The organism is Sphingomonas arenae (assembly GCF_016924655.1).
In the GTDB taxonomy this organism is placed as follows: domain Bacteria; phylum Pseudomonadota; class Alphaproteobacteria; order Sphingomonadales; family Sphingomonadaceae; genus Sphingomicrobium; species Sphingomicrobium arenae.
The window spans coordinates 174,776-199,791 of record NZ_JAFFJU010000004.1 but is presented as its reverse complement, the minus strand read 5'-3'; the positions used below and the strand labels follow the sequence as shown (position 1 = coordinate 199,791).

At 65.5% G+C, this 25,016-nt stretch carries 23 protein-coding genes; 13 read left to right on the top strand and 10 right to left on the bottom strand.

Translation table 11 applies throughout. The features are described 5' to 3' along the window. The 5 genes from JT720_RS13670 to JT720_RS13650 all read right to left on the bottom strand — a co-directional run. A partial coding sequence (locus JT720_RS13670; RefSeq protein ID WP_205481852.1) for a M10 family metallopeptidase C-terminal domain-containing protein occupies positions 1-2,513 on the bottom strand: 2,513 nt, incomplete at its 3' end. 129 nt (positions 2,514-2,642) lie between these two features. Next, positions 2,643-2,951 (bottom strand): hypothetical protein, encoded by a 309-nt coding sequence (locus JT720_RS13665; protein ID WP_205481851.1) that lies wholly within the window; start codon positions 2,949-2,951, stop codon positions 2,643-2,645. Positions 2,952-3,086: 135 nt separating this feature from the next. Continuing rightward, on the bottom strand, positions 3,087-4,262 hold the full coding sequence (gene ubiM / locus JT720_RS13660; RefSeq protein WP_237220002.1) for a 5-demethoxyubiquinol-8 5-hydroxylase UbiM: 1,176 nt from the start codon (positions 4,260-4,262) through the stop codon (positions 3,087-3,089). A 54-nt stretch (positions 4,263-4,316) separates the two neighbouring features. Continuing rightward, complete coding sequence (locus tag JT720_RS13655; RefSeq protein WP_237220001.1) at positions 4,317-6,026, bottom strand: AMP-binding protein; 1,710 nt, start codon at positions 6,024-6,026, stop codon at positions 4,317-4,319. A gap of 92 nt (positions 6,027-6,118) precedes the next feature. Then, on the bottom strand, positions 6,119-7,252 hold the full coding sequence (locus tag JT720_RS13650; protein WP_205481850.1) for an acyl-CoA dehydrogenase family protein: 1,134 nt from the start codon (positions 7,250-7,252) through the stop codon (positions 6,119-6,121). Between the two features lie 58 nt (positions 7,253-7,310). Between JT720_RS13650 and JT720_RS13645 the strand changes: the two genes are divergently transcribed. Beyond that, a complete protein-coding gene (locus JT720_RS13645; RefSeq protein ID WP_205481849.1) occupies positions 7,311-8,402 on the top strand; it encodes a CaiB/BaiF CoA transferase family protein in 1,092 nt (363 codons plus the stop codon). Next, positions 8,399-9,559: an aminotransferase gene (locus tag JT720_RS13640; RefSeq protein ID WP_205481848.1), complete on the top strand. Its 1,161-nt coding sequence runs from the start codon at positions 8,399-8,401 to the stop codon at positions 9,557-9,559. Before JT720_RS13645 ends, JT720_RS13640 begins: the two co-directional genes overlap by 4 nt. Here JT720_RS13640 and JT720_RS13635 read toward each other — a convergent pair. Both JT720_RS13635 and JT720_RS13630 read right to left on the bottom strand, forming a co-directional pair. Next, complete coding sequence (locus tag JT720_RS13635) at positions 9,556-10,410, bottom strand: EAL domain-containing protein (protein ID WP_205481847.1); 855 nt, start codon at positions 10,408-10,410, stop codon at positions 9,556-9,558. The two genes, JT720_RS13640 and JT720_RS13635, sit on opposite strands and share 4 nt — an antisense overlap. Continuing rightward, positions 10,407-10,796, bottom strand: coding sequence for a response regulator (locus JT720_RS13630; protein ID WP_205481846.1), 390 nt, complete (start codon positions 10,794-10,796; stop codon positions 10,407-10,409). The genes JT720_RS13635 and JT720_RS13630 overlap by 4 nt, the downstream gene beginning before the upstream one ends. 133 nt (positions 10,797-10,929) lie before the next feature. On the opposite strand from JT720_RS13630, the gene JT720_RS13625 reads away from it, so the two are divergent. The 3 genes from JT720_RS13625 to JT720_RS13615 all read left to right on the top strand — a co-directional run bounded on the left by JT720_RS13625 (position 10,930) and on the right by JT720_RS13615 (position 12,907). Further along, on the top strand, positions 10,930-11,631 hold the full coding sequence (locus JT720_RS13625) for a PilZ domain-containing protein (protein ID WP_272873221.1): 702 nt from the start codon (positions 10,930-10,932) through the stop codon (positions 11,629-11,631). Between the two features lie 70 nt (positions 11,632-11,701). Further along, a complete protein-coding gene (msrA, locus tag JT720_RS13620; protein ID WP_205481844.1) occupies positions 11,702-12,250 on the top strand; it encodes a peptide-methionine (S)-S-oxide reductase MsrA in 549 nt (182 codons plus the stop codon). A gap of 132 nt (positions 12,251-12,382) precedes the next feature. After that, complete coding sequence (locus JT720_RS13615) at positions 12,383-12,907, top strand: hypothetical protein (RefSeq protein ID WP_205481843.1); 525 nt, start codon at positions 12,383-12,385, stop codon at positions 12,905-12,907. Positions 12,908-12,952: 45 nt separating this feature from the next. Here JT720_RS13615 and JT720_RS13610 read toward each other — a convergent pair whose 3' ends face one another. Continuing rightward, entirely contained in the window at positions 12,953-13,867 is a 915-nt protein-coding gene (locus JT720_RS13610; protein WP_205481842.1) for an L-threonylcarbamoyladenylate synthase, read from the bottom strand. 46 nt (positions 13,868-13,913) lie between these two features. Between JT720_RS13610 and JT720_RS13605 the strand changes: the two genes are divergently transcribed. Continuing rightward, the gene (locus JT720_RS13605; protein ID WP_205481841.1) at positions 13,914-15,590 is read left to right on the top strand and encodes an acyl-CoA dehydrogenase family protein; all 1,677 of its coding nucleotides are present in this window, start codon (positions 13,914-13,916) and stop codon (positions 15,588-15,590) included. Here JT720_RS13605 and JT720_RS13600 read toward each other — a convergent pair whose 3' ends face one another. Then, positions 15,591-15,947, bottom strand: a complete 357-nt coding sequence (locus tag JT720_RS13600; RefSeq protein WP_205481840.1) for a GntR family transcriptional regulator — start codon at positions 15,945-15,947, stop codon at positions 15,591-15,593. A gap of 31 nt (positions 15,948-15,978) precedes the next feature. Next, positions 15,979-16,566, bottom strand: a complete 588-nt coding sequence (locus JT720_RS13595; protein WP_205481839.1) for a nitroreductase family protein — start codon at positions 16,564-16,566, stop codon at positions 15,979-15,981. A 133-nt stretch (positions 16,567-16,699) separates the two neighbouring features. On the opposite strand from JT720_RS13595, the gene JT720_RS13590 reads away from it, so the two are divergent. The 7 genes from JT720_RS13590 to JT720_RS13560 are packed head-to-tail and all read left to right on the top strand — an operon-like array spanning position 16,700 to position 25,007. Further along, a complete protein-coding gene (locus tag JT720_RS13590; RefSeq protein ID WP_419555409.1) occupies positions 16,700-18,331 on the top strand; it encodes a peptide MFS transporter in 1,632 nt (543 codons plus the stop codon). After that, the gene (locus JT720_RS13585) at positions 18,331-19,722 is read left to right on the top strand and encodes an amidohydrolase (RefSeq protein WP_205481837.1); all 1,392 of its coding nucleotides are present in this window, start codon (positions 18,331-18,333) and stop codon (positions 19,720-19,722) included. The genes JT720_RS13590 and JT720_RS13585 overlap by 1 nt, the downstream gene beginning before the upstream one ends. Then, positions 19,719-21,101: an amidohydrolase family protein gene (locus JT720_RS13580; protein ID WP_336512016.1), complete on the top strand. Its 1,383-nt coding sequence runs from the start codon at positions 19,719-19,721 to the stop codon at positions 21,099-21,101. The genes JT720_RS13585 and JT720_RS13580 overlap by 4 nt, the downstream gene beginning before the upstream one ends. Beyond that, positions 21,098-21,763, top strand: coding sequence for an NnrU family protein (locus tag JT720_RS13575; RefSeq protein WP_205481836.1), 666 nt, complete (start codon positions 21,098-21,100; stop codon positions 21,761-21,763). The genes JT720_RS13580 and JT720_RS13575 overlap by 4 nt, the downstream gene beginning before the upstream one ends. Before the next feature lie 23 nt (positions 21,764-21,786). Continuing rightward, positions 21,787-23,124, top strand: a complete 1,338-nt coding sequence (glmM, locus tag JT720_RS13570; RefSeq protein WP_205481835.1) for a phosphoglucosamine mutase — start codon at positions 21,787-21,789, stop codon at positions 23,122-23,124. 35 nt (positions 23,125-23,159) lie between these two features. Next, the gene (thiD, locus tag JT720_RS13565) at positions 23,160-24,350 is read left to right on the top strand and encodes a bifunctional hydroxymethylpyrimidine kinase/phosphomethylpyrimidine kinase (RefSeq protein WP_205481834.1); all 1,191 of its coding nucleotides are present in this window, start codon (positions 23,160-23,162) and stop codon (positions 24,348-24,350) included. Between the two features lie 27 nt (positions 24,351-24,377). Next, a complete protein-coding gene (locus JT720_RS13560) occupies positions 24,378-25,007 on the top strand; it encodes a ribonuclease HII (protein ID WP_205481833.1) in 630 nt (209 codons plus the stop codon). The last annotated feature ends 9 nt before the right edge of the window (positions 25,008-25,016 follow it).

Genomic DNA, 25,016 nt, shown 5'->3' with positions numbered 1-25,016 from the left:
TTGCCCTCCTTGCCGAAGATCCGGTCGTTGCCGTCCAGGCCGGACAGCACGTTGGCGCCGGCATTGCCCGACAGGATGTTGGCAAGCCCATTGCCGGTGCCATCGAGGTCGCCGCTGCCCAGAAGCTCGATCCGGTCGAGCCCCGCACCCAGCGTCCAGTCGAGCGTGGTGCGGACGGTGTCATAGCCCTCGTTTGCCGCCTCCACGATCGTGTCGCTGAGCGTGTCGACATAGTAGACGTCGTTGCCGATGCCGCCGATCAGCGTGTCACTGCCCTCGCTGCCGTCGAGGAAGTCGTTGCCGGCATTGCCGATCAGCGTGTCGTTCCCGCCCATGCCCCACATCCGGTTGGAGCCGGAGTTGCCGGTGATGGTGTTATCCAGATCATTGCCGCGGCCGGTGATGGAATAAGGTCCGGTCAGCACCAGGCTCTCGATGTTGGCGCGCAGGTTGACCGACACCGCCGCCTGCACCGTGTCGGTGCCCTCGCCGGCAAGCTCGTAGGCATAGTCGGTGGCGTCGGTCACGACATAAGTGTCGTTGCCCGCGCCGCCATACAGCCGGTCCACGCCGCGCCCGCCGTCCAGCGTGTCGTTGCCCTCGTAACCGTAGAGGAGGTCGTCGCCGTGGCCGCCCTGGAGCGTGTCGGCGTAATAGGTCGCGCGAAGGATATTGGCGCCATTGTTGCCGACCAGCGTCACGGCATTGGTCAGTTCGCGCGCGTCGATCCCGTGGCCGAGCGATCCCGTGGTCACCGCCGAAGCGCCAGTGCCGGTGCCGATCACCACCCGCTCGATGCCGATGTCCGCCGCAAACAGCGTCAGCGTCTGCGCCGTACCCGTCGCGGCAAAGCGCACCTCGTCCGTGCCGCTCGAGCCAGTGTCCCCAAACTCGGACGCGGCATGCTCCGTGGTCGAGCCGATGAGGTAGATGTCGCCGTCAGCACCGCCGTCAAGCTGGTCAACACCTAGGCCGCCGTTGAGGACATCGGAGCTTTCCAGGCCCGCGAGGACATCATTCCCGCCATTGCCGACCAGGACGTTCATGCCGAACGAGCCTGTCAGCGTGTCCGACTGCTGCGATCCGGTGAGGTTGTCGAAGGAGGATAGGGTGTCGTTGCCCGTGGTCCCGATGAACGTCGCCAGCCCGGTCGAGAGGTTGGCATTCACGCCGAAGGTGAGGTCAGAATAATCGACCGTGTCGTTCCCCACGCCGCCATCGAGAACGTTGTTGCCGAGGCCTCCGCTGATGACGTCATCGCCGGCCGCGCCATGGAGGTTGTCGCTGCCAGCCCCGCCCAACAGGTGGTTACCAAGGCCATTTCCATAGATCGTGTCGTTGCCGCTGCCCCCAATGGCGTTCTCGATCGCCACGCCCAGCGCGATGCTGACGTTGCCGACTTCGCCGTTCAGGTTGGAATAAGTGCCCGGATTGAGGTCGATCACGGCGCCCGTCGCCGACGCGCTGGCATCGATGGTGTCGTTGCCTGCGCTATCGAAGATGCACATGGCCCCGCCCGATGGCGCGATATACACATTGTCGCCGGTCCGGGTCGTCGTGGACGTGCCGTAAAGCAGGGACATCGCAAGGACGTCGGCGATCATCGGGGTCAGCGTGTAGTTGAAGGTAAATCCCTGATCCGCGATCGTGGTGTTATCTTCCTGGCTGAAGTAGGACATGACGCTGGCAGCCCAGCTATCGTTCCTGAACAGCGCATCGTAAGGATAGGCGGCATCGCCGTTGTAATTGCCGGCGTGCCCGAGGCCGAGCGCGTGGCCGATCTCGTGGATGTAGGTCTGGAAGGAATAGCTGTTGAGACCGGTGCCATAGTCGGCCAGCCACGCTTCCGAGACGTTCACGTGGGAGGTCGTGATGAAGCCTCCGATGGTGGTGGACTCTGAAAAGGCTCCTTCTTCGGTATCGTCGAACGTGATCTGGCCGCCGAGCGTCACTTCCGTGAACTGTATGCCGGTGATCTCGCTCCATTGCTGGAGCGCAGCCCGAGCGAGGGTCTGGGCGGGAGATGTCAGCGCCGTCAGGTTGACGGTCAGTGCCCCGCCTGCGGAGACGTCGAAACGCTGCGTGTTCCCATCCCAGAAGCCGCGGATCAGTTGGTCGGCGATCTGGTCGAAGCTGTACTCCGGCGGGAACTGGTAGGAGCTGACTTCGACCTTGTAGTCGCCTTTGTCACCCGTGCTGTAATAGGAGCCGACCTCGACGAAGTAGGTGCCGTAGGACGGTGCTCGGAAGGCGATCGAGGAGTTCAGGTTGCCGGCCGAGGTGTTGACGTCGTCATTCTCGTAAAGAACGTTGCCCTGGCTATCGAGGATTCGGAGATAGGTATCCTCGACCGGGTTGGTGCCAATGCCCGTGAGATCGATCCGCACTTCCTGGCCGGCGCTCAGGAACAGGCGGTACCAATCCTTGTCGCCATCAGTTTCCAGCGAGCCGAACTGCGAGAAGCCCACGGAAAGATATGTGGACGTGGACGAGTCTGCCGGAATATCAACCATACTGAGCCCCCAGGGTACGCGTTACGCAACCGCGATCCTCGGACGATGGCAGTCACCAGAATGCCCGTCGAATCACGCAAGTCGCGGTTCTATCGGGGAATTCCTAGACGAACGGAGATGTTTGAGAAGTTAAGACTTCGTCGAACGGAGCTGTTGAGCGAGAGCTTCCGCGATCATTCGAAAAGACCGCGTCGAGAGTGTTCTGTCGGACACAGCGACACTTACGCGGCGCAGGGCGCGGCCATCGGCGAGGATGGCAGTCGCATGCATCCGGTGGTCGGACACGACCTGCACCGCGATCCGCGCTCCGGCGGGGAGCACTTCCGCGGTCGCGCGCCGGATTTCGGCACAAAGGGCCTGCTCTCCGCCGGTGTCAGCCGGCAGGAGTGCGGCTCCGTCGACGGCACACGGCACCGTACCGGGCGCGGGGGTGGTCATCGCGCAGGCACTCGTACCAGCTGCTGAGAGGCAACAGGCCGCGGCGACGTTCCAGACAGCCGTTCGTATCTCCAATCCCGTGTCCTTCTCGCGTTCATGGCCGACGCTATCCGAGTGGGGGCGAGCGCCGCAACCCTAGGCCTGCAGGAGCATCGACCGTACGGCCCCGTTCAGGAACGGCAGCCGACGACCGAGCCGGATCGCCGCATGACGAGCCAGTTGCGCCGGGGGCCGATGGTCGCTGTATAGGCGGACGATCATGTTGGTGGCGGTGTAGATCGGTCGGCTCGCGAGCCGGTGAGTCTTCTCGTAGGATTGCAGGGGCGCATCACCTGCCCAGTCCTCGCCACGCCGGAGGGCTCCGCGAATCTCGGAAGCGAGAGTGACGGCGCTCTGCAAGCCAAGGTTGAAGCCATGGGCGGTGACGGGGTGCATGCCGACCGCCGCGTCTCCGATCAGCGCTCCCCCCGGAACCACGAACCGGCGGGAGAAGGTGGTTGCGAGCGGATAGACATGACGGCTGCCGGCCACCCGCATGGTGCCGAGCCGCCGACGGTACATGGCCGTGATCGATTCGCTGAGCGCCTCGTCGCTCGCTTCCGCCAGGCGCTCGGCTTCGTCCTGGGGGAGGGTAATCACCGCGGACGAAGTCCGTCCGTTCAGCGGGAGCATGGCGATGGTGTGCGGCACGTCGAACGACTCCGTCGCGACATGGTCGTGCTCGCGCTCGTGATCGACCCGGCACACGAGCATCGCCCGGCCCAGCCGGTTGATCTCCACACCAATGCCGAGCTGTTCCCGTAGGGAGGAGAAGCGGGAGTCGGCGGCGACCAGCAGGCGGGACTTGAGGACGGTGCCGTCAGTGAGGGTGACCTCCGCGCCGGCGTTGCCGGTTCTGGCGGTCGCTACCGAGACACCGCTGAGGATGGTCAGGTCGTCCTGCCCCTCGATGCTGGCATACAGGGCGCGGCGGATCTGCTGGTTGGGGACGAGGACGCCCAGCTCGCCTTCGGGCCGATCTCCGGTGTCAAAGGTCAGCGCCAGGGGCGAGCCGCCGTTGAGCACCCGTGCGGAGCGGAGCGGGGACTTGTGCTCGTCGCCAATGCGCTGCCAGGCGCCCAGCTCCCGCAGGCTGCGGATGGAGCGATGGGTCAGGGCGATCTCGCGTCCGTCATAGGCGGGTTCGGAGAGGGTGTCCGTGCCCTGCCGTTCCAGCAGGGTGATGCGCAATCCGCTTGGCGCGAGCGCGCGCGCAAAGCTGAGGCCAGCGGGGCCGCCGCCGACGATCAGGATATCGGTATTCATGGGCATGCCATTGCCATGTAGTGCGTCGGCCGCCTTGCGCCAGATCAACGCTGTGCGGAGCTAGCCTGCCGCTTCCAGTTGGGAGGACGGCGGAGGAGCGGCGAGCTCCCGCTTCGCCTTCTCCTCCGCGGCGAGTGCCTTTCGGTCGGGCTTGCCGATCACTGTCTTGGGGAGTTCAGGGCGGATTTCGAGTTCGTGAACATGCTCGTGCTTGCCGACGGTCGCGTTGAGGTAGCTTTGGAGTTCCTTCGATGTCGCTTCGGCGTGGTCGTGCAGCACGACGAACGGCTTCGGTCGCTCGCCGACCCGGTCGTCGGGGACGGCGATGACCAGCACTTCCTTAACAGCGGGATGCTTCATCAGCACCGCCTCGAGCTGGCTTGGGAAGACCTTGAAGCCGCCGACGTTGATCATGTCCTTGCAGCGATCGACAATGAACAGGTAGCCGTCCTCGTCGAGCTGGCCGATGTCTCCGGTGCGGAAGCGGCCGTCGGGGAGGGGTTCGACGGCTTGCTCGTCCTTGCGCCAATAACCCTGCATGACCTGTGGGCCGCTCACCACGATCTCGCCACGACCGCCCGGTGGTACGTCGCGGAACGGATCCTCGATGTCCACGAGTGTGATCGTTGTGCCGGGAAGGACCTGGCCGACGGAACCGGCCTTGGACGCGCCTCGGTAAGGGTTTACGGCGACTACGCCGGAGCTTTCGGTGAGGCCATAGCCTTCGAGTACGCGGGCGCCGGTGGCTTGTTCGAACCGCTGCTTGAGGGCGACCGACATGGCCGCGCCCCCAGAGAAAGCCTGCTGGACCGAGGCAAAGCTGGTCTTGGCGACCTCCGGATGGTCGAGCATCGCCTGGTACATGGCTGGAACTCCCGCGAGATCGGTTAGTCGGTGCTTGCGGATAGCGGCGAGCGCCTCGGCTGCCTCGAACTTCGGCAGCATTATAATTGTCCCACCGCGCATCAGCGTGTGATTGAGCAGGCAGGTGTTCGCGAAGATGTGGAAGAAGGGCAGGGCGCCGAGCACGCTGGCGGTGCGTTTCTGGTCCGGGTCGACCGAGCCCAGCTGCTGCGCGTTGAGCGACAGGTTGGCGTGGGTGAGCGCGGCACCCTTGGGAACGCCGGTCGTGCCACCGGTATACTGGATGAGGGCGATGTCTCTTGCCGGATCGACCGCCGCAGGAGCAGGGCGCGCGTCATTGTCGAGCAGTTCGGACCAGCGGGTGATCCGCGGGTGGATTGGAACCTGCACTCGCTCCTTGCTCTTGAAGAGGCGGAAGGCGAAACTCTTGGCGGCTGGCAGGGCCTCGGCAAGGTTTCCGACGATCAGCCGCTGCACCGCTCCTGCCGCGAGAGATTGGCGGGCGGGCTCCCACAACCTTTGAAGGTCGAGGCAGACCAGCACGTCCGTGCCGCTATCCTGGGCCTGCGCGATCACTTCGGGCGCCGAGTAGAGGGGCGAGAAGTTCACCACCGTCGCGCCCGTGAGAAGCGCGCCGTAGTAGGCGATCGGATAGTGCGGCGTATTCGGCAGGAAGAGACCGATCCGGCTGCCCTTGCCAAGACCAAGCAACTGGAAGCCGCGCGCGGCGGTCTGGGCCTGCTTGAGAAGGGCGGCGTAGCTATATCGCCGCCCAAGGAAGTTCAGCGCAGTGCGGTCGCCGTGAGCGGAAGCGGCGCGAACAAGAAGCTCGCCCACCGGGAACGGCTCGAAGCGCGTGTCCCATGGCACGGCATGGGCGTAGCGTTCGATCCAGGGCCTGCTCAAACCGTCCTCCTTCCGGCCAGGGCGCTGCCCACGGCCGACCGTTGATCAACAAGGGTGGGCGCAAATTGTTTCCAGCTGGTAACGAACTCACCTCAGATGGAGCGAGCGATCAGCTCCTTCATGATCTCGCTGGTCCCACCATAGATGCGGGTGACCCGGCTGTCGCGCCACAGCCGGGCGATCGGATATTCGTTCATGTAGCCGGCGCCGCCGTGCAGTTGCAGGGACATGTCGCAGAAGGCGAACTGTTCTTCGGTATGCCAGAGCTTGGCGGCACTCGCTTCGGCGGGGGTCAGCTTGCCCTGGACGTGCCGCTGGATCGCCCAGTCGAGGTGAGCCCAGCCGACCTGCAGGCGCGCCTTCATGTCGGCAAGGGTGAAGCGCGTGTTCTGGAAGTCGAACACGGTCCGGCCAAACGCCTTGCGATCCTTGGTGAACTCCACAGCGAGGTCGAACGCGCGCTGAGCCGCCGCCTGACCCGCAACAGCAATGCTGAGCCGCTCCTGCGGAAGCTGGGTCATCAGCATGATAAAGCCGGCGTTCTCCTGCCCGAGCAGCCGGTCGGCGGGCAGATAGACGTCGCTGAAGAACAGCTCGGATGTGTCGTTGCCGTGAAGCCCGATCTTGTCGAGGTTCCTCCCACGGCTGAATCCCTCGTCGCCGGTCTCGACCAGGAACAGGCTGATGCCGCGCGCCCCGCCTTCTTCGGTGGTGCGCGCGCAGACGATCACGAGGTCTGCGCTCTGGCCATTGGTGATGTAGGTCTTGGAACCGTTCAGCCGCCAGCCGTTCCCATCGCGGCGAGCGAGCGTCTTCATGCCTTGCAGGTCGGATCCAGCCGCAGGCTCCGTCATGGCGATGGCGCTGATGACCTCGCCGGACACCATGCCGGGCAGCCAGCGGCGCTTCTGTTCTTCGGAGCCGTAAGCCACGAGGTAGTCGGCGACGATGTCGCTCTGCAGGCTGAACCCGGCTGCGGCGCCGGCGTAGCTGATCTCCTCGCCGACGATCGCGTTGAAGGTGAAGTCGAGGCCGGGTCCGCCGTACGCTTCGGGGACGCCGGGGCAGAGCAGACCGGCCGCGCCGGCCTGGAGCCATGCCTCACGCTCGACGATTCCCTCCCGTTCGTGCCGATCGACGTCGAGGCCGGCAACAACCTTCCGGACCGTATTGCGGAATGCGGAATGGCTCTCGTCGAAAATGGTGCGAGTGGACGTGTCCAGCATGGTTCCTCCTTGTCGGGGCCAGCCTAGTCGGTACAGGTCGTGGCCGAAAGGTGGGCGAATGGCGGGACCGCTTACAGGGCTGACGATCGTCGAAATGGCCGGGCTGGGGCCGGGGCCATTCGCGGCGATGATGCTGGCCGATCATGGCGCCCGCGTCATCCGGGTGGAGCGGCCGGGGAACCTCAGCGTGCCCAACGATCCGCTGACGCGCAGCCGGGAGAGCATAGCGGTTGACCTCAAGACCGAAGCGGGGCGCGAGATCGTGCGGCGGCTTGCCGAGCGGTTCGACGGTTTGGTGGAGGGCTATCGACCTGGCGTCATGGAGAAGCTTGGCCTAGGACCGGACACCTTGCTGCAAGCCAATCCCAAGCTGGTCTATGGGCGCATTACGGGCTGGGGCCAGGATGGTCCGCTGGCCGCGGAGGCAGGGCACGACATCAACTATCTGGCGCTGACGGGCCTGCTGTCCTGCATCGGGGAGCCGGACCGTCCGGCGGTGCCGCCGCTCAACCTTGTGGGAGATTACGGCGGGGGCGGGCTGATGCTGGCCTTCGGGATGGTCGCGGCATTGTTGGCAGTGCAGCGGGGCGGAAGCGGGCAGGTCATCGATGCGGCGATGACGGACGGCGCGGCTTTGACGGGAGCGCTGATCTACGGACTTCGGGCAGCGGGACTGTGGCGGGACCAGCGCGGCGCAAACCTGCTCGACGGCGGCGAACCCATTTACGGTTGCTACACCTGCGCTGACGGGCGGGAGCTTGCGGTTGGCGCGATCGAGCCGCAGTTCCGCGCGGCGCTGCTCGATGGGCTCGGGCTGCGCGGGGCACCGACGCGTGAGGAGGTGGCGGAGGCCGTCGCGACCCGCTCCCGCGATGAGTGGGTGGCGATCTTCGCCGGCCGGAACGCATGCGTCGCTCCGGTCCTTAGCCTCGCCGAGGCTCCGGAGCATCCGCACAACCGCGCACGTGAAACGTTTCTCGACCTAGACGGCGTGGTCCAGCCTGGTCCCGCACCCCGCTACTCCGGAACCCCGACGGATGCTCCGCGTCCTCCCTGCAGGGAAGGGGTGGATGGAGCGATGATCCTAGCGGAGCTCGGTTACGCGCAAGACGACGTGCAGCAGTTGCGCGAGCAAGGCGTGCTGCGGTGAACCCATTCTATGAGCAGATGCCGGTCAGCGTCTTCGAGCGCATGTCCCTCGCGGCTGCCCGGCATGGCGCTGTCAATCTCGGGCAGGGATTCCCGGATTTCGGCTGGCCGGAGCCGATCCTCGAGGCAGGCGGTCAAGCCTTGCGCGAGGGGTCGAACCAATATGCGCCGTCTCGCGGAGTACCGGAGTTGCGGAAGGCCGTGGCGGACCATTACGGCCGCCACCACGGGATGGAACTTGGCCCGGACAATATCCTCATCACGAGCGGCGCGACGGAGGCGATCGCCGCATCCATCTTCGCGCTGGTGCAGCCGGGCGACGAAGTCGTCATCTTCGCTCCGGCCTATGACGCCTATGCCCCGTTAGTCCGCCGTGCAGGTGGTGTCGTTCGGGAGGTCCCGCTGCGGCCCCCGGAGTGGCGGATCGAGCAAGCGGCACTGGAGACCGCCGTGTCGACACGGACGCGGGCGATCGTGCTCAATAATCCGCACAATCCGACCGGCCGGCTGTTCACCCCCGAAGAGCTGGAGTCGGTGGCAGCGGTTGCCCGCGCATACGATCTCCTCGTCCTGAGCGACGAGGTGTGGGAGCACGTCCTGCTGGATGATCGCTCATTCACACCCTTCGCGAGCTTGCCGGGGATGGGTGAACGCACGCTCAAGTGCGGCTCGGCGGGGAAGATCTTTTCGCTGACCGGCTGGAAGGTGGGGTGGTTGGTCGCCGATAGCGCCGTCATCGATGTAGTGGCCCGGGCTCACCAGTTCCTGACCTTCGCGACCGCCACGAACTTGCAGGCGGCCGTCGCCTTCGGGATGAGGGAGGGAGATGCGTGGCTTCACCCGATGCGACGAAGCTTCACCGAGGCTCGCGACCGGCTGACGGCTGGTCTCAAGCGGTCCGGTTACGCCGTTCTTCCAAGCGCTTCGACCTACTTCCTGTGCGTCGATCTCAGCGCATCCGGCCTCGATGTGAATGACGAGGAGTTCGCCGCGGTGGCTGTCGAGCATGCCGGGGTCGCGGTCATCCCCATCTCCGCCTTCTTCGAGGAGGAGCCTGCTCGGCACCTCGTCCGGCTCTGCTTCGCCAAGCGGCCCGAAACCATCGATCAGGGGATTGCGGCCATGGATCGCGCGATGCGCCTGCTGGCTCGTCGCTAAGCTAGAGCCGCCCCCTCGAGCCGTCTGCGCATGGTTGATTCCGCAGGTGGGTTGACCAGCATCTTCCAACGTCGCGTGTGTCGCGCAGCCCAGGGGATCAGGTCGGAGGGCTCCAGCGGCTGGGCGAACAGATAGCCCTGGCCGACATCGGCACCCAGTTCCCGCATCAGCGCCAATTGCTCGATAGTCTCGACGCCCTCCGCAGTGGCGGTTAGGCCAAGGCCGTGCGCCAGGTCGATGATGGCCTTCACGATGACCCGGCTGTCGCGGTTGTGCGTGGCATCCGCGATGAAGAACCGGTCGATCTTTACCTCGGTGAAGGGCAGCTGCCGAAGCTGCATCAGGCTGGAGTAGCCCGTCCCAAAGTCATCAATGGCAAGGCCGATGCCCTTGATGCGGAAGCGGGTGAGCGTGTCCATCAGCTTGACGAGCGGCTGGGTCGCACCCTCTGTCAGTTCCAGCACCAGCCGATCCGTCGGGACGTCGAGACCTCGGCACATGCGCTCGACCAGGTCGGGGAAGTCCAGGTGCTGAAGCGACAAGGCCGAGATGTTGAAGGCGAGGCAGGTGTCGAGCCCCGCCGTCCGCCAGCTGAGCCATTGGCGCAAGGTGGTGCGCAGGCCCCACTGGGTTAGCGAGTCTATGAGCCCATGGCGCTCGGCAAGCGGCACGAAGCGGGAAGGAGCGATGGAGCCATGCTGCGGGTCGTCCCATCGCACGAGCGCTTCGACCCGCATCAGCGCGCCATCGTCGAGCGAGACCTTCGGCTGGTAGACCATGTGCAGCCGATTGTTGATGAGCGCCCGCTCAAACCCGTCCAGGAGGCCGATCTCGCCGAGCGCGGCGTTCATGTCGCCAGCGACGGCTTGAGTCGGATCAGGATCGCCTCCAGCTCCTCCAGCCGGGCGGGTTTCTCCAGGGGACCGGTCATGGTGAGCCCGAGCGCCTCGCCCAGGCGAAAGGCGGACTCCAGCACGCGCCGGTCGAAGCCGGAGACGATCAGGACGGGTCCGCGATATTGCTGGCCGGCTAGGAAGCGCAGAAGCTCAACCCCATCCATGCCGGGCATGCCGAGGTCGAGGGCGACCATGTCCGGAACCGCCTCGAGGTAGATCTGCTGGAACTGCTGCTCGTCACGGGCGACGCGCGGAAGATAGCCGCACTCCCGGGCCGCATTCGCGACGAAGTCGGCGAGCGCGGGTTCATCGTCGATCAGCAGCAGCCTGGGCTGCGGCATCGCCTCCTCCTTCCGGCATACCCCTGCGGCTGTTTTCTCCTCGCGTCAAAGCCAAATGACGTGTCGCTCACGGCTTCTTAACCAACCGGAGCGCAAGAGGCTTATTCTTCGAGGTGCTGCGTGAGGGCCATGCATGTTCGGAACGCTCATCCGTCGAAAGCCGATCCGTTCTTCGGAAGATGATTTAACGGCTTTCGATTCCACAACTTTCTCACTGACTACGGCTGTTCCGCGGCCGACGGAGCGGCGAGGGGACCAGCGCGTGCTGTCGAGTCTCCGCGTGGCCAAGCTGCGCTCGGAACTCGGCGAGCAGCTGATCCGCGTCCGCAATGTGTCGGCCGGCGGGCTCATGGCCGAATGCGGGCAGCATTGCCGGGTCGGAGACAAGGTCGAGATCGATTTCTCGAACCAGAAGATCCCGTCCAGCGTGGTCTGGACGCGCGAGGGCACGGTCGGAGTGAAGTTCGATCAGAATATTGACCTGGGCGAGCTCCTGGCCGGCCGCAAGCCGCGCCATGGTTTCCGCCCCCGCCCGCCGCGGCTCGATGTGCAGTGCAAGGCGTCCGTTCGGGTCGGCAAGCTCTATTACACGGTCGATGTCCACGACATCTCGCTGGGCGGCATGAAGGTGGAGCCGATCGACGAATATTGCGTCGGCAAGGACGTGGTGGTCGTCGTCGAGAGCCTCCGGCCCGTGAAGGGCGAGGTGCGCTGGTACTCCGAGCGGCGCGCGGGCATCGTCTTCGACAAGCCACTTGCGTTCGAGGAGCTGGCCGAATGGATCGGCAAGCGCCTGGAACTCGCCAGCCTGAAGGCTGCCTACAAGCAGGACTGATCGCTCTGGCCCTCGCAAAGCGGGCCGACCAATCCTATCTCGCCGTCCAAGTTGAAAAGGAGCGGGATCGATGGCCGATCAGGTTGCAGTGCTGGCGGGTGGTTGTTTCTGGTGCACGGAAGCGGTCTTCCTGGATGTGGTCGGGGTAAAGTCGGTCGAGAGTGGCTATACCGGCGGCCAAACCGTCAATCCGACTTACAAGCAGGTCTGCGGCGGCGACACGGGCCATGCCGAAGCCATCCGCATCACCTTCGATCCTGCTGCAATCAGCTACGCCGAACTGCTCGACATCTTCTTCGCGACGCATGATCCGACGCAGCTCAACCGTCAGGGCAACGACATCGGCACGCAGTATCGCTCCGCCATCTTCCCACAGAACGAAGAGCAGGAGCACATCACGCGCGACAAGATCGCCGAGGTCAATGAACAGCAGAACGGCCGAGTGGTCACGACCATCGAGCCGGTCAGCGATTGGTATCCCGCCGAAGACTATCACCAGGACTATTGGGCGAACGAAGGTCAGCGCAATCCGTATTGCATGGCGGTCATTCCACCTAAGCTGCAGAAACTCCGCAAGTCTTTCCAGAACCGGCTGAAAAGTCTCGGGGCAATCGCTTAGTGGCAGGAAAGCCTCACTAACGCGGGTTTACCAAGCTGCGATTTCTTCGCAGTTGCTTGGAACTTAACGGCGTGCAAGCCCCCGTGATTGCGACCTGCCTTCAGGTCGCGAGTACTTGAAGGGGGGAATACCATGAACCGTTTCGTCCAATTGGGCGGCCTCGCGGCTGCCACCGTTCTGCTGTCCGCATGTGCCACGGTCACTCGCGGCACTAGCCAGAAGTTCGCCGTGCAATCCACACCATCCGAGGCGGAGGTCACGCTCTCAACGGGGCAGCAGTGTGTCACGCCCTGCAAGCTCAAGCTAAAGCGCCGGCCCGGCTTCACGGCCACGGTAAAGAAGCAGGGCTACAAGACCCAGACCCTCACCGTCGACAGCAAGCTGGCTGGTGGTGGCGCAGTTGCCGGCGCGGGCAACCTGCTGGTCGGCGGTCTCATCGGCGGGATCGTCGATGGATCTAATGGATCGATGAACAACCTGACCCCGAATCCGCTGGTGGTCACGCTCGTTCCGGAAGAGGCCGCGGTGACGGCTTCTGTGGCAGAGCCGGTCGTAGCGACCACGGTTGAGCCCGCGGCAGAACAGACGGCAGAGCCTGCTGCGGCCCCGAGCACGGCGGCGGTCAGCTCGGAAGCAACTGGGCCCTCGGGATTGTAAGCGGAGCGGGAGGGGGCGAACGCCTCCTCCCTCTTCCCTCCGAGATCACGCCGCTGCGCGTTGCAGTCGGTCGTTGATCGCGGCGCCCAGGCCGACCCTCGGAACAGGCGCAACCGCGATGCGGGGCGCAGAGGACGCGTCCGCCTCGTGGAGCGCGGCAAAGAGCTTGGCCGCCGCCTCCACCAGGTCGCCCGTGACGCTGAGCGTCGACGTGCCCTCGACCGGGCCGAAGCCGATCAACCACTCGTTGTTCTCGGCAGTCGTGACGTTCAGGCGGAGCGGCTTGGATGGCGCGTAGTGGCTGGTCATCATGCCCGGCGCCTCAATGCCGCCCTCCACCTGTAACGCATCTGGTACCTCGATCGGGCCCGGGCGGAGAAGCCGCAACTGACCGCCGCTTGCCCCGATTATGGTGGACTCGATGCCGCGGTCGGTCGCACCGGCATCGAGGATCAGCGGAATGCGGCCATCAAGGGACGCGAGCACATGCTCGGCTCGCGTCGGGCTGATCCGGCCGCTCACGTTGGCGCTCGGAGCGGCGAGTGGACGTCCCGTCGCTTGCAGAAGTGCCTGCATGGCGGGATGCGCGGGGACCCGCAGCGCGATGGTCGGAAGTCCAGCCGTGACGAGTGAGGCGACGCCGGACGGCTCCCGCAGTGGAACGACCAGCGTCAATGGTCCCGGCCAGTGCTCCGCCGCAAGAGCTCGTGCCCCAGTGTCGAAGATACCGATCCGCTCTGCGGCTGCAAGGTCCGGCACATGCACGATCAGGGGATTGAAGCTCGGCCGGCCTTTCGCCGCGTAGATGCGCGCCACCGCTTCTCCGTTGGTTGCATCCGCCGCCAGTCCGTAAACCGTCTCGGTCGGAACCGCGACCGGCTGGCCGGCCAGGATCAGCGCGGCGGCCTCGGCAATGCCGGCATCGTCGAATGGCCGTACGCGGGTGGCTGGAACGGGCATGCCGCCGCCGCTATGGCATTGCCGGCTTAGTCACAAGGGATTGCTCATGACCTTCCGATGCCCCGTTCAGGAGCAGCGCTTTGTGCTCGACCACGTGGTCGGCATTCACGAGCTCACAAACGACACCGACATGGTGGACGCGGTGCTTGAGGGCGCGGCGACCTTCGCGGAAGGGGAGTTCGCGCCACTGGACCGGGTCGGCGATACCCACAAGGCCCGCTGGTCGGACGGGGTCGTCACCATGCCGCCCGGCTTTCGCGAGGCGTACCGCGCGTTCGTGGAGGGCGGCTGGTCGACCATCTCGGCTCCCGCGGACGCGGGCGGCCAGGGCCTGCCGCTGGCGCTGGGCGCGGCGGTGATGGAAGACCTCAACGCGGCGAACCTAGGCTTCGCGCTATGCCCCATGCTCAGCATGGGGGCGATCGAGGCGCTGGAGGCCCACGGCTCACCCGACCAGAAGCAGGACTATCTGACCAGGATCGTCAGCGGAGAATGGCCCGCGACCATGAACCTGACCGAGCCGCAGGCGGGATCGGACGTGGGGGCACTCAAGACCCGGGCCGAGCCGAATGGCGACGGGTCGTGGCGGATTACCGGGACCAAGATCTACATCACCTACGGCGAGCATGACCTGGCGGAGAATATCATCCACCTCGTTCTCGCGCGCACGCCGGGAGCACCGGAGGGAACGCGCGGAATCTCGCTGTTCCTAGTGCCGAAGATCCTGGCGGACGGGCGCCGCAATGACCTTCGCTGCGTCTCCATCGAGCATAAGCTCGGCATTCACGCCTCGCCAACCTGCGTCATGTCCTTCGGCGATGAGGGTGGGGCGACCGGCTGGTTGATCGGTGCCGAGCACGCAGGGATGCGGGCGATGTTCACGATGATGAACAATGCACGGCTCAACGTCGGTCTGCAGGGCGTCGGTATTGCGGAACGCGCCACTCAGCGCGCCGTGGATTATGCCCTTGGCCGCGTTCAATCGGCGCGAGCAGGGGCGTCGAGCCGCGAAGCGGTTGCGATCCACGAGCACCCGGATGTTCGCCGGATGCTGCTCCGGATGCGCGCCCTGACGATGGGTGCGCGGGCGCTGGCTTATTATGCGTTCGGGCAGGTCGACCGGGGTCATGCCGGTGACCCCGCGGCCGCAACGCGGGGCGATATCCTGACGCCAATGGTCAAGGCCTGGTGCACGGATGTCGGGTGCGAAGTCGCCAGCCTCGGGATTCAAGTCCACGGAGGCATGGGCTATGTCGAAGAGACGGGCGCGGCACAGCACCTGCGCGACGCGCGCATTGCGCCGATCTACGAGGGTACGAACGGCATTCAGGCCGCGGACCTGGTGGGCCGCAAGCTCGGGCTCGACGGCGGTCTCGCATTCGACAGCCTGATCGCCGACATCAGGGCCGAGGCCGAAGCACCCCCGATCGAGGCGCTGGCGGATGCGGTGGAGATTGCCGCAGCGACTTTACGCAACGCTGACCATGACGACCGGCTCGCCGGAAGCTACCCGTTCCTCACCATGTGTTCGGTGCTGACCGCCGGCTGGCTGATGGAGCGCCAGGCCAATGCTGCGACCGGCACGGAGCCCTTTCACCAGGTAAAGCGCACCGCCACCGAATTCTTTCATTCGGTCATGGTGCCCGAGGCGCTTGGACTTGCCGCTGGAGCGGAGGCTGGTGCGAGGCTGCTCTACGCGGTGCCGGCGGAGGCGCTGGCCTGATCAGGCCTGCTCGCGCTGGAGCAGATCCGCGGGCTTGATTCCGAGCCGGTCCATGCGGGCCCGGATGGCCGGCCATTCCTGCTGGATGAAGGCCTCCCGTTCGGACTCGCGGAGGCGGGCGCGTGCTCCGGACGCGACGAACATTCCGACGCCACGCTTGACGACAATCAGCCCTTCGTCCTGAAATCCCTGATAGGCCTTGGCGACGGTGAGCGGGTTCGCACCCTGCTCCGACGCGAACGCACGGACGGAGGGGAGCGGATCCCCGTCCGTGTACCGCCCGGTCAGAATGGCGTCGGCAATCGTCTCCCTCAAGCGGACATAAACAGGTTTGTCGGGAGCGGCTCTGAGCGTCATGGTGTGTTACTACAGCATTGCGGCGAGATGGTCAATCCAGCGGCGGCTGCCAATGTCGAACCACACTGGGAACTTCGGGCCGTGGCCGCTCGACCAGCGGCTGCCCTGGGGAGCCGAAGAAGAAGAAGCCGGCAATCCGCTCGGCGGGCAGGCAGAACGCCTTCCTGACGGTCGGATCATAAGCGGCCCAGCCCGTCAGCCAGGAGCCCACGAAGCCCATCGCGTGGGCGGCGTGGAGCATGTTCATGCCGACGGCGCCGCACGAAAGCTCCTGCTCCCATAAGGGGATCTTGCCATTGTCGACCGGCGCAAAGACAAGCACGACGAGGGCCTCGCCTTGGTGCGCGAACTCCGCCGCTTTCTGGTGGTGGGCATGGGTTGCCGCTGGGTCGTTCTCGGACAAGGCCGCACTCAAGAGGCGGGCGAGATCCTGACGCTGGTCGTCGGCGACCACCACGAACCGCCACGGATGCAGCTTGCCATGGTCCGGAGTACGCGCCGCGATCTGCAGGATTCGCTCGAGTTGCTCGTCCGTCGGACCCGGCCCGATCATGTCACGAGCCTTGCCCGAGCGACGTGTGCCAAGCAGCGCGAGGGGGGAGGACAGGTCCTTCAGCATGCCCGCGCTCGCCTATCAGTGGCAGCGGCTGGTAACAATCGACTTCACAAGGGCGATTTGCTCGTTACGGTGCGCGCCCAATTGGCAGGCGCGGAGCAACAAGCGCGCAGTCGTACAGTGGAGGAGTTTGCGCGTGGGCGCAGAGACAATCATTCCGATCCTGGCAGCAGCCTTCCTGGTGCTGCTTCTCGCCGGCGGCGGCGTCGTCGCCGCAGGCCGCAGTCCGGAGTTCCTGGGGCACCCCAAGGGCCTCTACATGCTGTTCTTCGCCGAGATGTGGGAGCGCTTCTCCTACTACGGCATGCGCGCTCTGCTGATCTTCTATCTCACGAAGCACTGGCTGTTCGACGACGGCAAGTCGAACCTGATCTACGGTGCCTACACCTCGCTGGTATACATCACCCCGCTGCTCGGCGGCTATCTAGCGGACCGCTACCTGGGCCAGCGCAAGGCCGTGCTGTTCGGCGCGGTTCTGCTGACGGCCGGGCACTTCCTGATGGCGTTCGAGGGCACGGGCGGACAGTCCGACCCGACCATCAACATCTTCTGGGCCGCGCTGGCGTTCATCATTGTCGGGTCAGGCTTCCTCAAGGCCAACATCTCCGTGATGGTGGGCCAGCTCTACCCGCTGCAGGACGTGCGCCGCGACGGTGCCTACACCATCTTCTACATGGGTATTAACGTCGGTGCTGCAATCGGCACCATCATCGCCGGCTATCTCGGCGAAACCTACGGCTGGGCTTATGGCTTCGGCGCAGCGGGCGTGGGCATGCTGCTCGGCCTGGTCGTCTTCGTGCTGGGCAAGGGAACGCTGAACGGAGCGGGCGAGGCGCCGCGTCCGCTTTCGCGCCAGAAGGAGTTCACGCTCTACGGCGTCGGCGTCGCATCCATCGCCGTAATCTGGGGCCTGGTCCAGTATCAGGACGTCATCCAAACGCTGCTGATCATCTCCGGCATCGGTTTGCTCGGCTATGTGCTGTTCGAGGCATTCCGGCTCGAGCCGCACGCCCGTGACCGCATCTTCGCCATCCTGTTCCTGATCTCGCTCAACCCTGTGTTCTGGGGCCTGTTCGAGCAGGCCGGCGGTTCGCTGAACCTCTACACCGATCGCTACGTCGACCGTGCGGGCGTACCGGCGTCGCTGTTCCAGTCGATCAACCCCATTTACATCATCCTGCTGGCGCCACTGTTCGCGTGGCTGTGGGTGTTCCTCGGCCGGCGCGGGATGGAGCCGTCCGCGCCCGCCAAGTTCGGCATCGCGTTGCTGCAGGTCGGTGCCTCGTTCCTGGTCTTCGTCTGGGGCGCGACTGCGTTCGGCGCGGGTCCGGAGCTGCTGACGCCGGTTCTGTTCGTGTTCCTCATCTACCTGCTGCAGACGACGGGTGAGCTTTGCCTCAGCCCGGTTGGCCTCAGCGCCATGAACCGGCTCGCGCCAAAGTTCATGGCCTCCCTCATCATGGGCGCCTGGTTCTACATGACCGCGGTCGGCAATTTCGTGGCTGGCAAGATCGGCGAGGCCACGGGTGGTCACGATGGGGAGATGACCAAGGAGGGCACGCTGGCGGTCTACCAGACCATCGGCTGGTGGACGGTCGGTATCGGCGTGGCCGTGCTGGCGGTGTCTCCCTTCGTGAAGCGCCTGATGCACCTCGACACGCTGAAGGACGATGACCTCGCCGGGCGTGATGAACTGGCTGAGAACCAGGCGACGGGCCTGTTCCCGCAAGCGGAGACGGTTCCCGGTCGCAGTCCGAAGGGCGCCTGATGCGCAACCTGAAGCTGGTGGCGGTGGCTTCGGCCGCCGCCGCAACCCTGGCGGCCTGTGCGACGACAGGGAAGCCTGCTGCTCCCGCGGTGCGGATCAATGCCGATCCGTATCCGTCGACCTACCAGCCCTATGCCGGCGCGCCGACGCTGATCAGGAACGTCACGATCTTCGATGGGGAGGGTGGGCAGATCAACGGCGGCTCGGTCCTTCTTGCCGACGGGAAGGTTCAAGCGGTCGGCACCGATGTGCAGGCTCCGGCCGGCGCGATCGTGATCGACGGAGCGGGCAAGTACGTGACTCCCGGCATTATCGACGTGCACAGCCACCTTGGCGATTATCCCTCGCCAGCCGTGCAGGCGCACCAGGATGGTAATGAGGCGACCGGCCCGGCGCGGCCGGAAGTCTGGGCCGAGCATAGTGTCTGGCCGCAGGACCCCGGCTTCAGCCGGGCGTTGACGAACGGCGGCGTGACTGCGCTGCAGATCCTGCCAGGCTCCGCAAACCTTTTCGGCGGCCGATCGGTTACACTCAAGAACGTGCCCGCCCGGACGGTGCAAGGCATGAAGTTCCCGGGCGCGCCTTACGGGCTGAAGATGGCATGCGGCGAGAACCCCAAGCGGGTTTATGGCAGCCGCAACACCATGCCGTCGACTCGCATGGGCAACATCGCGGTAACCCGGCAGACCTGGCTTCAGGCACAGGCCTACAAGCGCAAGTGGGACGCCTACCAGAAGAAGGGCGGCGACATGCCGTCCCGTGACTTGGCAATGGAAACGCTCAGCGGAGTGCTGGCCGGCGACATCCTGGTGCACAACCACTGCTACCGGGCCGACGAGATGGCGATCATGATCGATCTCTCGAAGGAGATGGGGTACAAGATCGGCACGTTCCACCACGCGGTGGAAAGCTACAAGATCGCCGACCTGCTCGCCCGCGAAGGGATCTGCTCGGCGATGTGGGCCGATTGGTATGGATTCAAGATGGAGTCCTACGACGCCATCCGCGAGAACATTCCCTTCGTTCACAATGCTGGCGCCTGCGCCATCGTCCATTCGGACGATCCGAACGGGATTCAGCGCCTGAACCAGGAAGCCGCCAAGGCGCTGACGGCCGGGCGCCGGACGGGCGTCGAGATCTCGGAAGCAACCGCCTGGACCTGGCTCTCGGCCAACCCGGCCAAGGCTCTCGGCATCTTCGACAAGACGGGCAGCCTGAGGCCGGGCAAGATGGCCGACGTCGTCCTCTGGAACGGCAATCCGTTCAGTAATTATAGCCGGCCGGAGCGCGTGTGGATTGACGGTGCCGAGATGTACAATGCGGCCAGCCCCAACAAGCGGCCGGTGAGCGACTTCGAACTTGGCCAAGTCGGCGAAGGGGACGTGAAGTGAGGCGCGTCGCAACCGCAGCGCTGCTTGTCGGCTGCAGTCTCCTGCTGGCGGCACCCGCAACCGCGCAGACGATCGCAATCACCGGCGGCAATGTCGCGATCGGTGACGGGTCGGAGCCGATCCGCGGCGGCACGGTCCTGATCCGCGAGGGTCGAGTGGTTGCAGCCGGTGCGCAGGTCTCGGTTCCGGCCGAAGCGACGGTGATCGACGCGACCGGCAGATGGGTCACGCCCGGCATGGTAGCCGGTTTTTCTCGGTTGGGGCTAGCGGACGTCGATGCGGTGGAGGGCTCCAACGACATCTCCGCCAATGGTCCCTTCAGCGCTGCGCTGGACATCGCGCCGGCCCTGAACCCAAACGCGCAGCCGGTGGCGATCAATCGGGCCGACGGCGTTACCCGCGCCATTGTCGCACCGGCAGTTGGCCGCAGCATCTTCGCCGGGCAAGGCGCGCTCATCGACACCGGCGCCGATCTCGAACCGGTCACGCGAGCCCGCTTGTTCCAATATGTGGAGCTGGGGGAAGAGGGCGCGAGCGAGGCAGGCGGCTCCCGCGCGTCGGCTCACGTCCTGCTCCGCAATGCCTTGAGGGAAGCGTCGGAACTTAGCCGCTTCGCCAGCCCGATCCGGGGTGGCGGGGCAAGGCAGCGGCCCGGCGTGCCGGAGAACCCGACCGATCCCAAGCTGCTGACGTCCGATGCCCAGCGCAGCGACGACGTGCTGCTCACACGGTTCGACGCCGCAGCACTCGTGCCTGTGCTTCGCGGCCAGCAGATCCTGATGGTCCACGCCAACCGCTCCACCGACCTGTTGCAGGTCATTGGGTTGAGACGGGAGTTCCCGAACCTGAAACTGGTGATCGTGGGTGCGGACGAGGGCTGGATGATTGCCGATCGTCTGGCCGCGTCGGGCATCCCCGTGATCGCGTCGGCCCTGACGAACCTGCCCGGCAGTTTCGAGTCGCTCGCAGCGACTCAGTCGAATATCGGGCGCATGCGGCAGTCTGGGGTGAAGGTCGCGATCGGGACCGTGGACGATGACGATCCACGCATGGCGTTCCGGGTGCGCTGGTATGCCGGCAATCTGGTCGGACTTTCGAAGATCCCCGGCGCTGCGGGCTTGTCTTGGGGCGAGGCGCTGCGGATGGTGACCTCCGCTCCTGCGGACGCAGTCGGCCTTGGGGCCGAGGTCGGCAGCCTGCAGCCTGGCCGGCGCGGCGATGTCGTCATCTGGTCCGGTGATCCGCTCGACAATGGCAGCATTCCGGAAGTCGTGCTGATCGATGGCGTTCGCCAGCCGCTGGAGAACCGGCAGACCAAGCTCCGCGACCGCTACCGCGATCTGCAGCGACGGGAGCTGCCGGAGGCTTACCGCCGGTGAGCGGGGCGGCGACGGTAGCGCTCTTCGCAGCCGCTTTCGTCGCCACCCACTTGCTGCTGTCGCACCCGCTTCGGGCTCCACTCGCTCGCCGGATCGGCGAGCGCGGGTTCAGCGCCGCATACTCTGCCGTGGCCCTCGCGACCTTCGTGCCCATGGTGCTCGCGCGGCGAAATGCGGGGCCCGAGACTCCGCTGTGGACGGTTCCGGACTGGGCATGGTGGGCGGCAGCGCTGCTGGTGTGGAGCGGCAGTATCCTGTTCGTCGGCTCCTTCCGGAAGAACCCGGCCATGGTGAATGCTGGCGGGCGTCCGGTCACCATCGGGGAGCCGGCGGGCGTCTTTCGGATTACACGGCATCCGATGATGTGGGGCTTTGCGCTATGGGCCATCGCGCACATCGGCGTGCATCCGGAGCCTTCCGCGGTAGCGATCGCGGCCGCCATCCTGGTCCTCGCCCTTGGAGGGACCGCGGGGCAGGACCGGAAAAAGCAACGGCAGCTCGGCGACGAGTGGGCGCGCTGGGAAGAGCGAACAAGCTTCGTGCCCTTCGGGCGCGGGCTCGCCATCCCGGGCGCATTCACCTTCATCGGCGGCACGATCCTGTTCCTGGCCGCCACATGGGCCCACCCAATGCCGGTCGGATTGTGGCGCTGGCTCGCCTGACCGCCACGCGCTAGAGGCGTCGTATGGCACGGAAATTCTTCGGAACGGACGGGATCCGCGGGCTCACCAACACGCCCCCGATGACCGCCGAGACAGCACTCAAGGTCGGCCAGTCGGCGGGCGCGCATTTCCTTCGCGGGGATCACCGCCACCGGGTCGTGATCGGGAAGGACACGCGCCTGTCCGGCTACATGATGGAATCGGCGCTGGTTGCCGGCTTCTGCAGCGTCGGGATGGACGTGGTCCTGCTCGGCCCGATGCCCACGCCCGCGGTCGCCATGCTGACCCGTTCGATGCGTGCGGACCTAGGCGTGATGATCTCGGCCAGCCACAATCCCTTCGCCGACAACGGCATCAAGCTGTTCGGACCCGACGGGTACAAGCTGTCGGACCGCGATGAGATGGCGATCGAGGCTCGGCTGGAGAAGAACCCGGAACTCGTCGCGCCGGACAAGATCGGACGCGCCAAGCGGATCGACGATGCTCGCGGCCGGTACATTCACTTCGCCAAATCGACCTTTCCCGAACGGCTCAGGCTCGACGGGCTGAAGATTGTCATCGATTGCGCGAACGGCGCGGCCTACCACGTCGCTCCGGAAGCGTTGTGGGAACTGGGCGCGGAGGTCATCCCGCTTGGCGTGACCCCGAACGGCCTTAACATCAACGATGGCTGCGGCTCGACCCACCCCTCCACCCTGCAGGAGACGGTGGTAGCCAGCGGGGCGGATATCGGCCTAGCGCTGGATGGCGACGCGGACCGGCTGATCGTAGTGGACGAGACCGGGAAGGTCATCGACGGCGACCAGCTGATGGCGCTGATCGCCATGCATCAGCATCGCAAGGGTGAACTGCGCGGCGGTGCCGTGGTCGCGACTGTGATGTCCAATCTCGGTCTGGAACGAAAGCTGGACGAGGCGGGCTTGCGGCTCGAGCGGACGAAGGTCGGCGACCGGTACGTGCTCGAGGCGATGCGGGAGAAGGGCTGTAACGTCGGCGGCGAGCAGTCGGGTCACATCATCCTGACCGATCATGCGACCACCGGGGATGGCCTCGTGGCGGGCCTCCAGATCCTCGCAGCCCTGGTGGACGAAGGGCGACTCGCAAGCGAGTTGCTCAGCCAGTTCGAGCCGGTCCCGCAATTGCTCAAGAACGTCCGCTTCTCGGGTGGTGCACCGCTCGAAGTCGAAAGCGTAAAGCGCTGCATTGCGGAGGCGGAGTCCGAGCTGAACGGCAGGGGGCGGCTCGTGATTCGCAAGTCCGGGACCGAGCCGCTGATCCGCGTCATGGCGGAAGGGGACGATGAAGCGCAGGTCCAGGCCGTGGTGGATCGCATCTGCGAAGCGGTCCAGGCGGCAGCCTAGGCGATTTCTTTACCTGCCCTGCCGACAAGGACCGCATGACCATCCCGCGCATCCTGATCATCGCCGGCTCGGACAGTGGCGGGGGAGCAGGCATCCAGGCTGACATCCGGACCGTCACGATGCTCGGCGGGCATGCGATGACGGCTGTCACCGCGATCACGGCACAGAACACGCTAGGCGTTACCGCCGTTCACCCGATACCGGGCGAAACGGTGCTCGCGCAGATCGATGCCGTGGTGGAGGACCTCGGTGTGGATGCGATCAAGATTGGCATGATCGGCAGCGCTTTCACCGCCAATCTTGTCGCGGATCGCCTCGAAGCGCTGGACGTGCCCATCGTGTTCGATCCCGTAATGATCGCGACGAGCGGCTCGGTGCTCGCCGATGATGCCACGATCGCCGCGTTCGGCCGCCTGATGGACCTGGCGACCATCACCACTCCCAACTTGCCGGAACTGCACCGCCTGACCGGCAAGGACGATCCCGTGGAAGCAGCCCTGCACCTTGTTGGGAAGCATCGCTGCGCCGTGCTCATCAAGGGCGGACATGAGGAGGGGGAGGCGCTCGCGGACGCGCTGATCGAAGAAGACAATATGACCAGCTGGCAAGGGCAGCGGATTGCGACCACCAGCACTCATGGCACCGGCTGCACCTTGGCCAGCGCGATCGCCGTCGGCCTTGCGGAAGAAAAGGAGCTTGCAACCTCCGTGGCTCGCGGCCGGGAGTTCGTCCGGATGGCCTTGCTGGAGGCACCGGGTCTGGGGCAGGGCGCCGGCCCGCTGGGGCATGCGCAGGTCCGGCTGGACGTCGGCAACGGGCCAAGGCTCAACCAGGCGACGGTAACCGCCAAGGATTACGGGAAGTCCGTGCGGTTCTACCGTGCGCTGGGCCTGAAGCAGATCGTCGACAGTCCCGACAATGGCTACGCCCGCTTCGAGACCTGGGGTGGAGCGACCTTCTCGGTGCATGTCGACTCCGAGGAGGAGATCGCGCCATCGACCGCAGTCTACTTCGAGTGCGACGACTTGGACGAACGCGTCGAGTTGCTCGCCAGGGTGGGCATTGCGTTTGAGCACGGACCACGCAACCAGCCGTGGATGTGGCGCGAGGCCCGACTGCGCGACCCGGCCGGTAACATCGTCTTCCTCTACAAGGCCGGAGAGGCCCGCCGCTTCCCACCGTGGCGCCTGCGCGAAGAAAAAGCGCCGCAACCCACTGGCGAGTAAGGCAAAGCCGCTTTAGCTTGGCAGGCCATGGGGAAGCCCTGCTTCAAGCTCGAGCGTGACCATCCGATGCCACTAGCCGGCGTCGACGAAGCCGGCTGCGCGCCCTTGGCCGGCCCCGTGGTCGCAGCGGCAGTCGTTCTGGACCGTGAACGGTTCCCGCGTGGGATCGACGACAGCAAGAAGCTGGACCTCGACACGCGTGAAGCGATCTACTCCCGGTTGATGAAGCAGGCGCGCTGCGGCGTCGGTATCTGTACGGTTGAGGAGATCGACCAACTCAACATCTACTGGGCGCGCATGCTGGCGATGATCCGCGCGGTGGAGGCCTTGGGCTTCGAGCCCGCCATGGTGCTGGTCGATGGGAACCGCTGTCCCAAGTGGGAGCGGCCCTCGGTTGCGATCGTCGCGGGGGACGCCAAGTGCCGGTCGATTGCTGCAGCTTCGATTGTCGCCAAGGTCACGCGGGACCGGATGATGGCGCAATATGCGGAGACTCATCCCGGGTACGGGTGGGAGTCGAACCGCGGCTATCCGACGCCCGATCACCGGAGGGCGCTGAGGGAGCTTGGACCGACCCCGCTTCACCGCCGGAGCTTCGGCCTGGTCCGCGAAGTCATTGCCGCCGCGACCCAGCCGACCCTGTTCGCGGCGGAATGAACACGAACT

Excerpts from the sequence above, each read along its gene's own strand:
- JT720_RS13665 (WP_205481851.1), bottom strand. The coding sequence starts at position 2,951 with ATGACCACCCCCGCGCCCGGTACGGTGCCGTGTGCCGTCGACGGAGCC.
- ubiM (WP_237220002.1), bottom strand. The coding sequence starts at position 4,262 with ATGCCCATGAATACCGATATCCTGATCGTCGGCGGCGGCCCCGCTGGC.
- JT720_RS13650 (WP_205481850.1), bottom strand. The coding sequence starts at position 7,252 with ATGCTGGACACGTCCACTCGCACCATTTTCGACGAGAGCCATTCCGCA.
- JT720_RS13645 (WP_205481849.1), top strand. The coding sequence starts at position 7,311 with ATGGCGGGACCGCTTACAGGGCTGACGATCGTCGAAATGGCCGGGCTG.
- JT720_RS13635 (WP_205481847.1), bottom strand. The coding sequence starts at position 10,410 with ATGAACGCCGCGCTCGGCGAGATCGGCCTCCTGGACGGGTTTGAGCGG.
- JT720_RS13630 (WP_205481846.1), bottom strand. The coding sequence starts at position 10,796 with ATGCCGCAGCCCAGGCTGCTGCTGATCGACGATGAACCCGCGCTCGCC.
- JT720_RS13625 (WP_272873221.1), top strand. The coding sequence starts at position 10,930 with ATGTTCGGAACGCTCATCCGTCGAAAGCCGATCCGTTCTTCGGAAGAT.
- msrA (WP_205481844.1), top strand. The coding sequence starts at position 11,702 with ATGGCCGATCAGGTTGCAGTGCTGGCGGGTGGTTGTTTCTGGTGCACG.
- JT720_RS13615 (WP_205481843.1), top strand. The coding sequence starts at position 12,383 with ATGAACCGTTTCGTCCAATTGGGCGGCCTCGCGGCTGCCACCGTTCTG.
- JT720_RS13610 (WP_205481842.1), bottom strand. The coding sequence starts at position 13,867 with ATGCCCGTTCCAGCCACCCGCGTACGGCCATTCGACGATGCCGGCATT.
- JT720_RS13605 (WP_205481841.1), top strand. The coding sequence starts at position 13,914 with ATGACCTTCCGATGCCCCGTTCAGGAGCAGCGCTTTGTGCTCGACCAC.
- JT720_RS13600 (WP_205481840.1), bottom strand. The coding sequence starts at position 15,947 with ATGACGCTCAGAGCCGCTCCCGACAAACCTGTTTATGTCCGCTTGAGG.
- JT720_RS13595 (WP_205481839.1), bottom strand. The coding sequence starts at position 16,566 with ATGCTGAAGGACCTGTCCTCCCCCCTCGCGCTGCTTGGCACACGTCGC.
- JT720_RS13585 (WP_205481837.1), top strand. The coding sequence starts at position 18,331 with ATGCGCAACCTGAAGCTGGTGGCGGTGGCTTCGGCCGCCGCCGCAACC.
- glmM (WP_205481835.1), top strand. The coding sequence starts at position 21,787 with ATGGCACGGAAATTCTTCGGAACGGACGGGATCCGCGGGCTCACCAAC.
- thiD (WP_205481834.1), top strand. The coding sequence starts at position 23,160 with ATGACCATCCCGCGCATCCTGATCATCGCCGGCTCGGACAGTGGCGGG.
- JT720_RS13560 (WP_205481833.1), top strand. The coding sequence starts at position 24,378 with ATGGGGAAGCCCTGCTTCAAGCTCGAGCGTGACCATCCGATGCCACTA.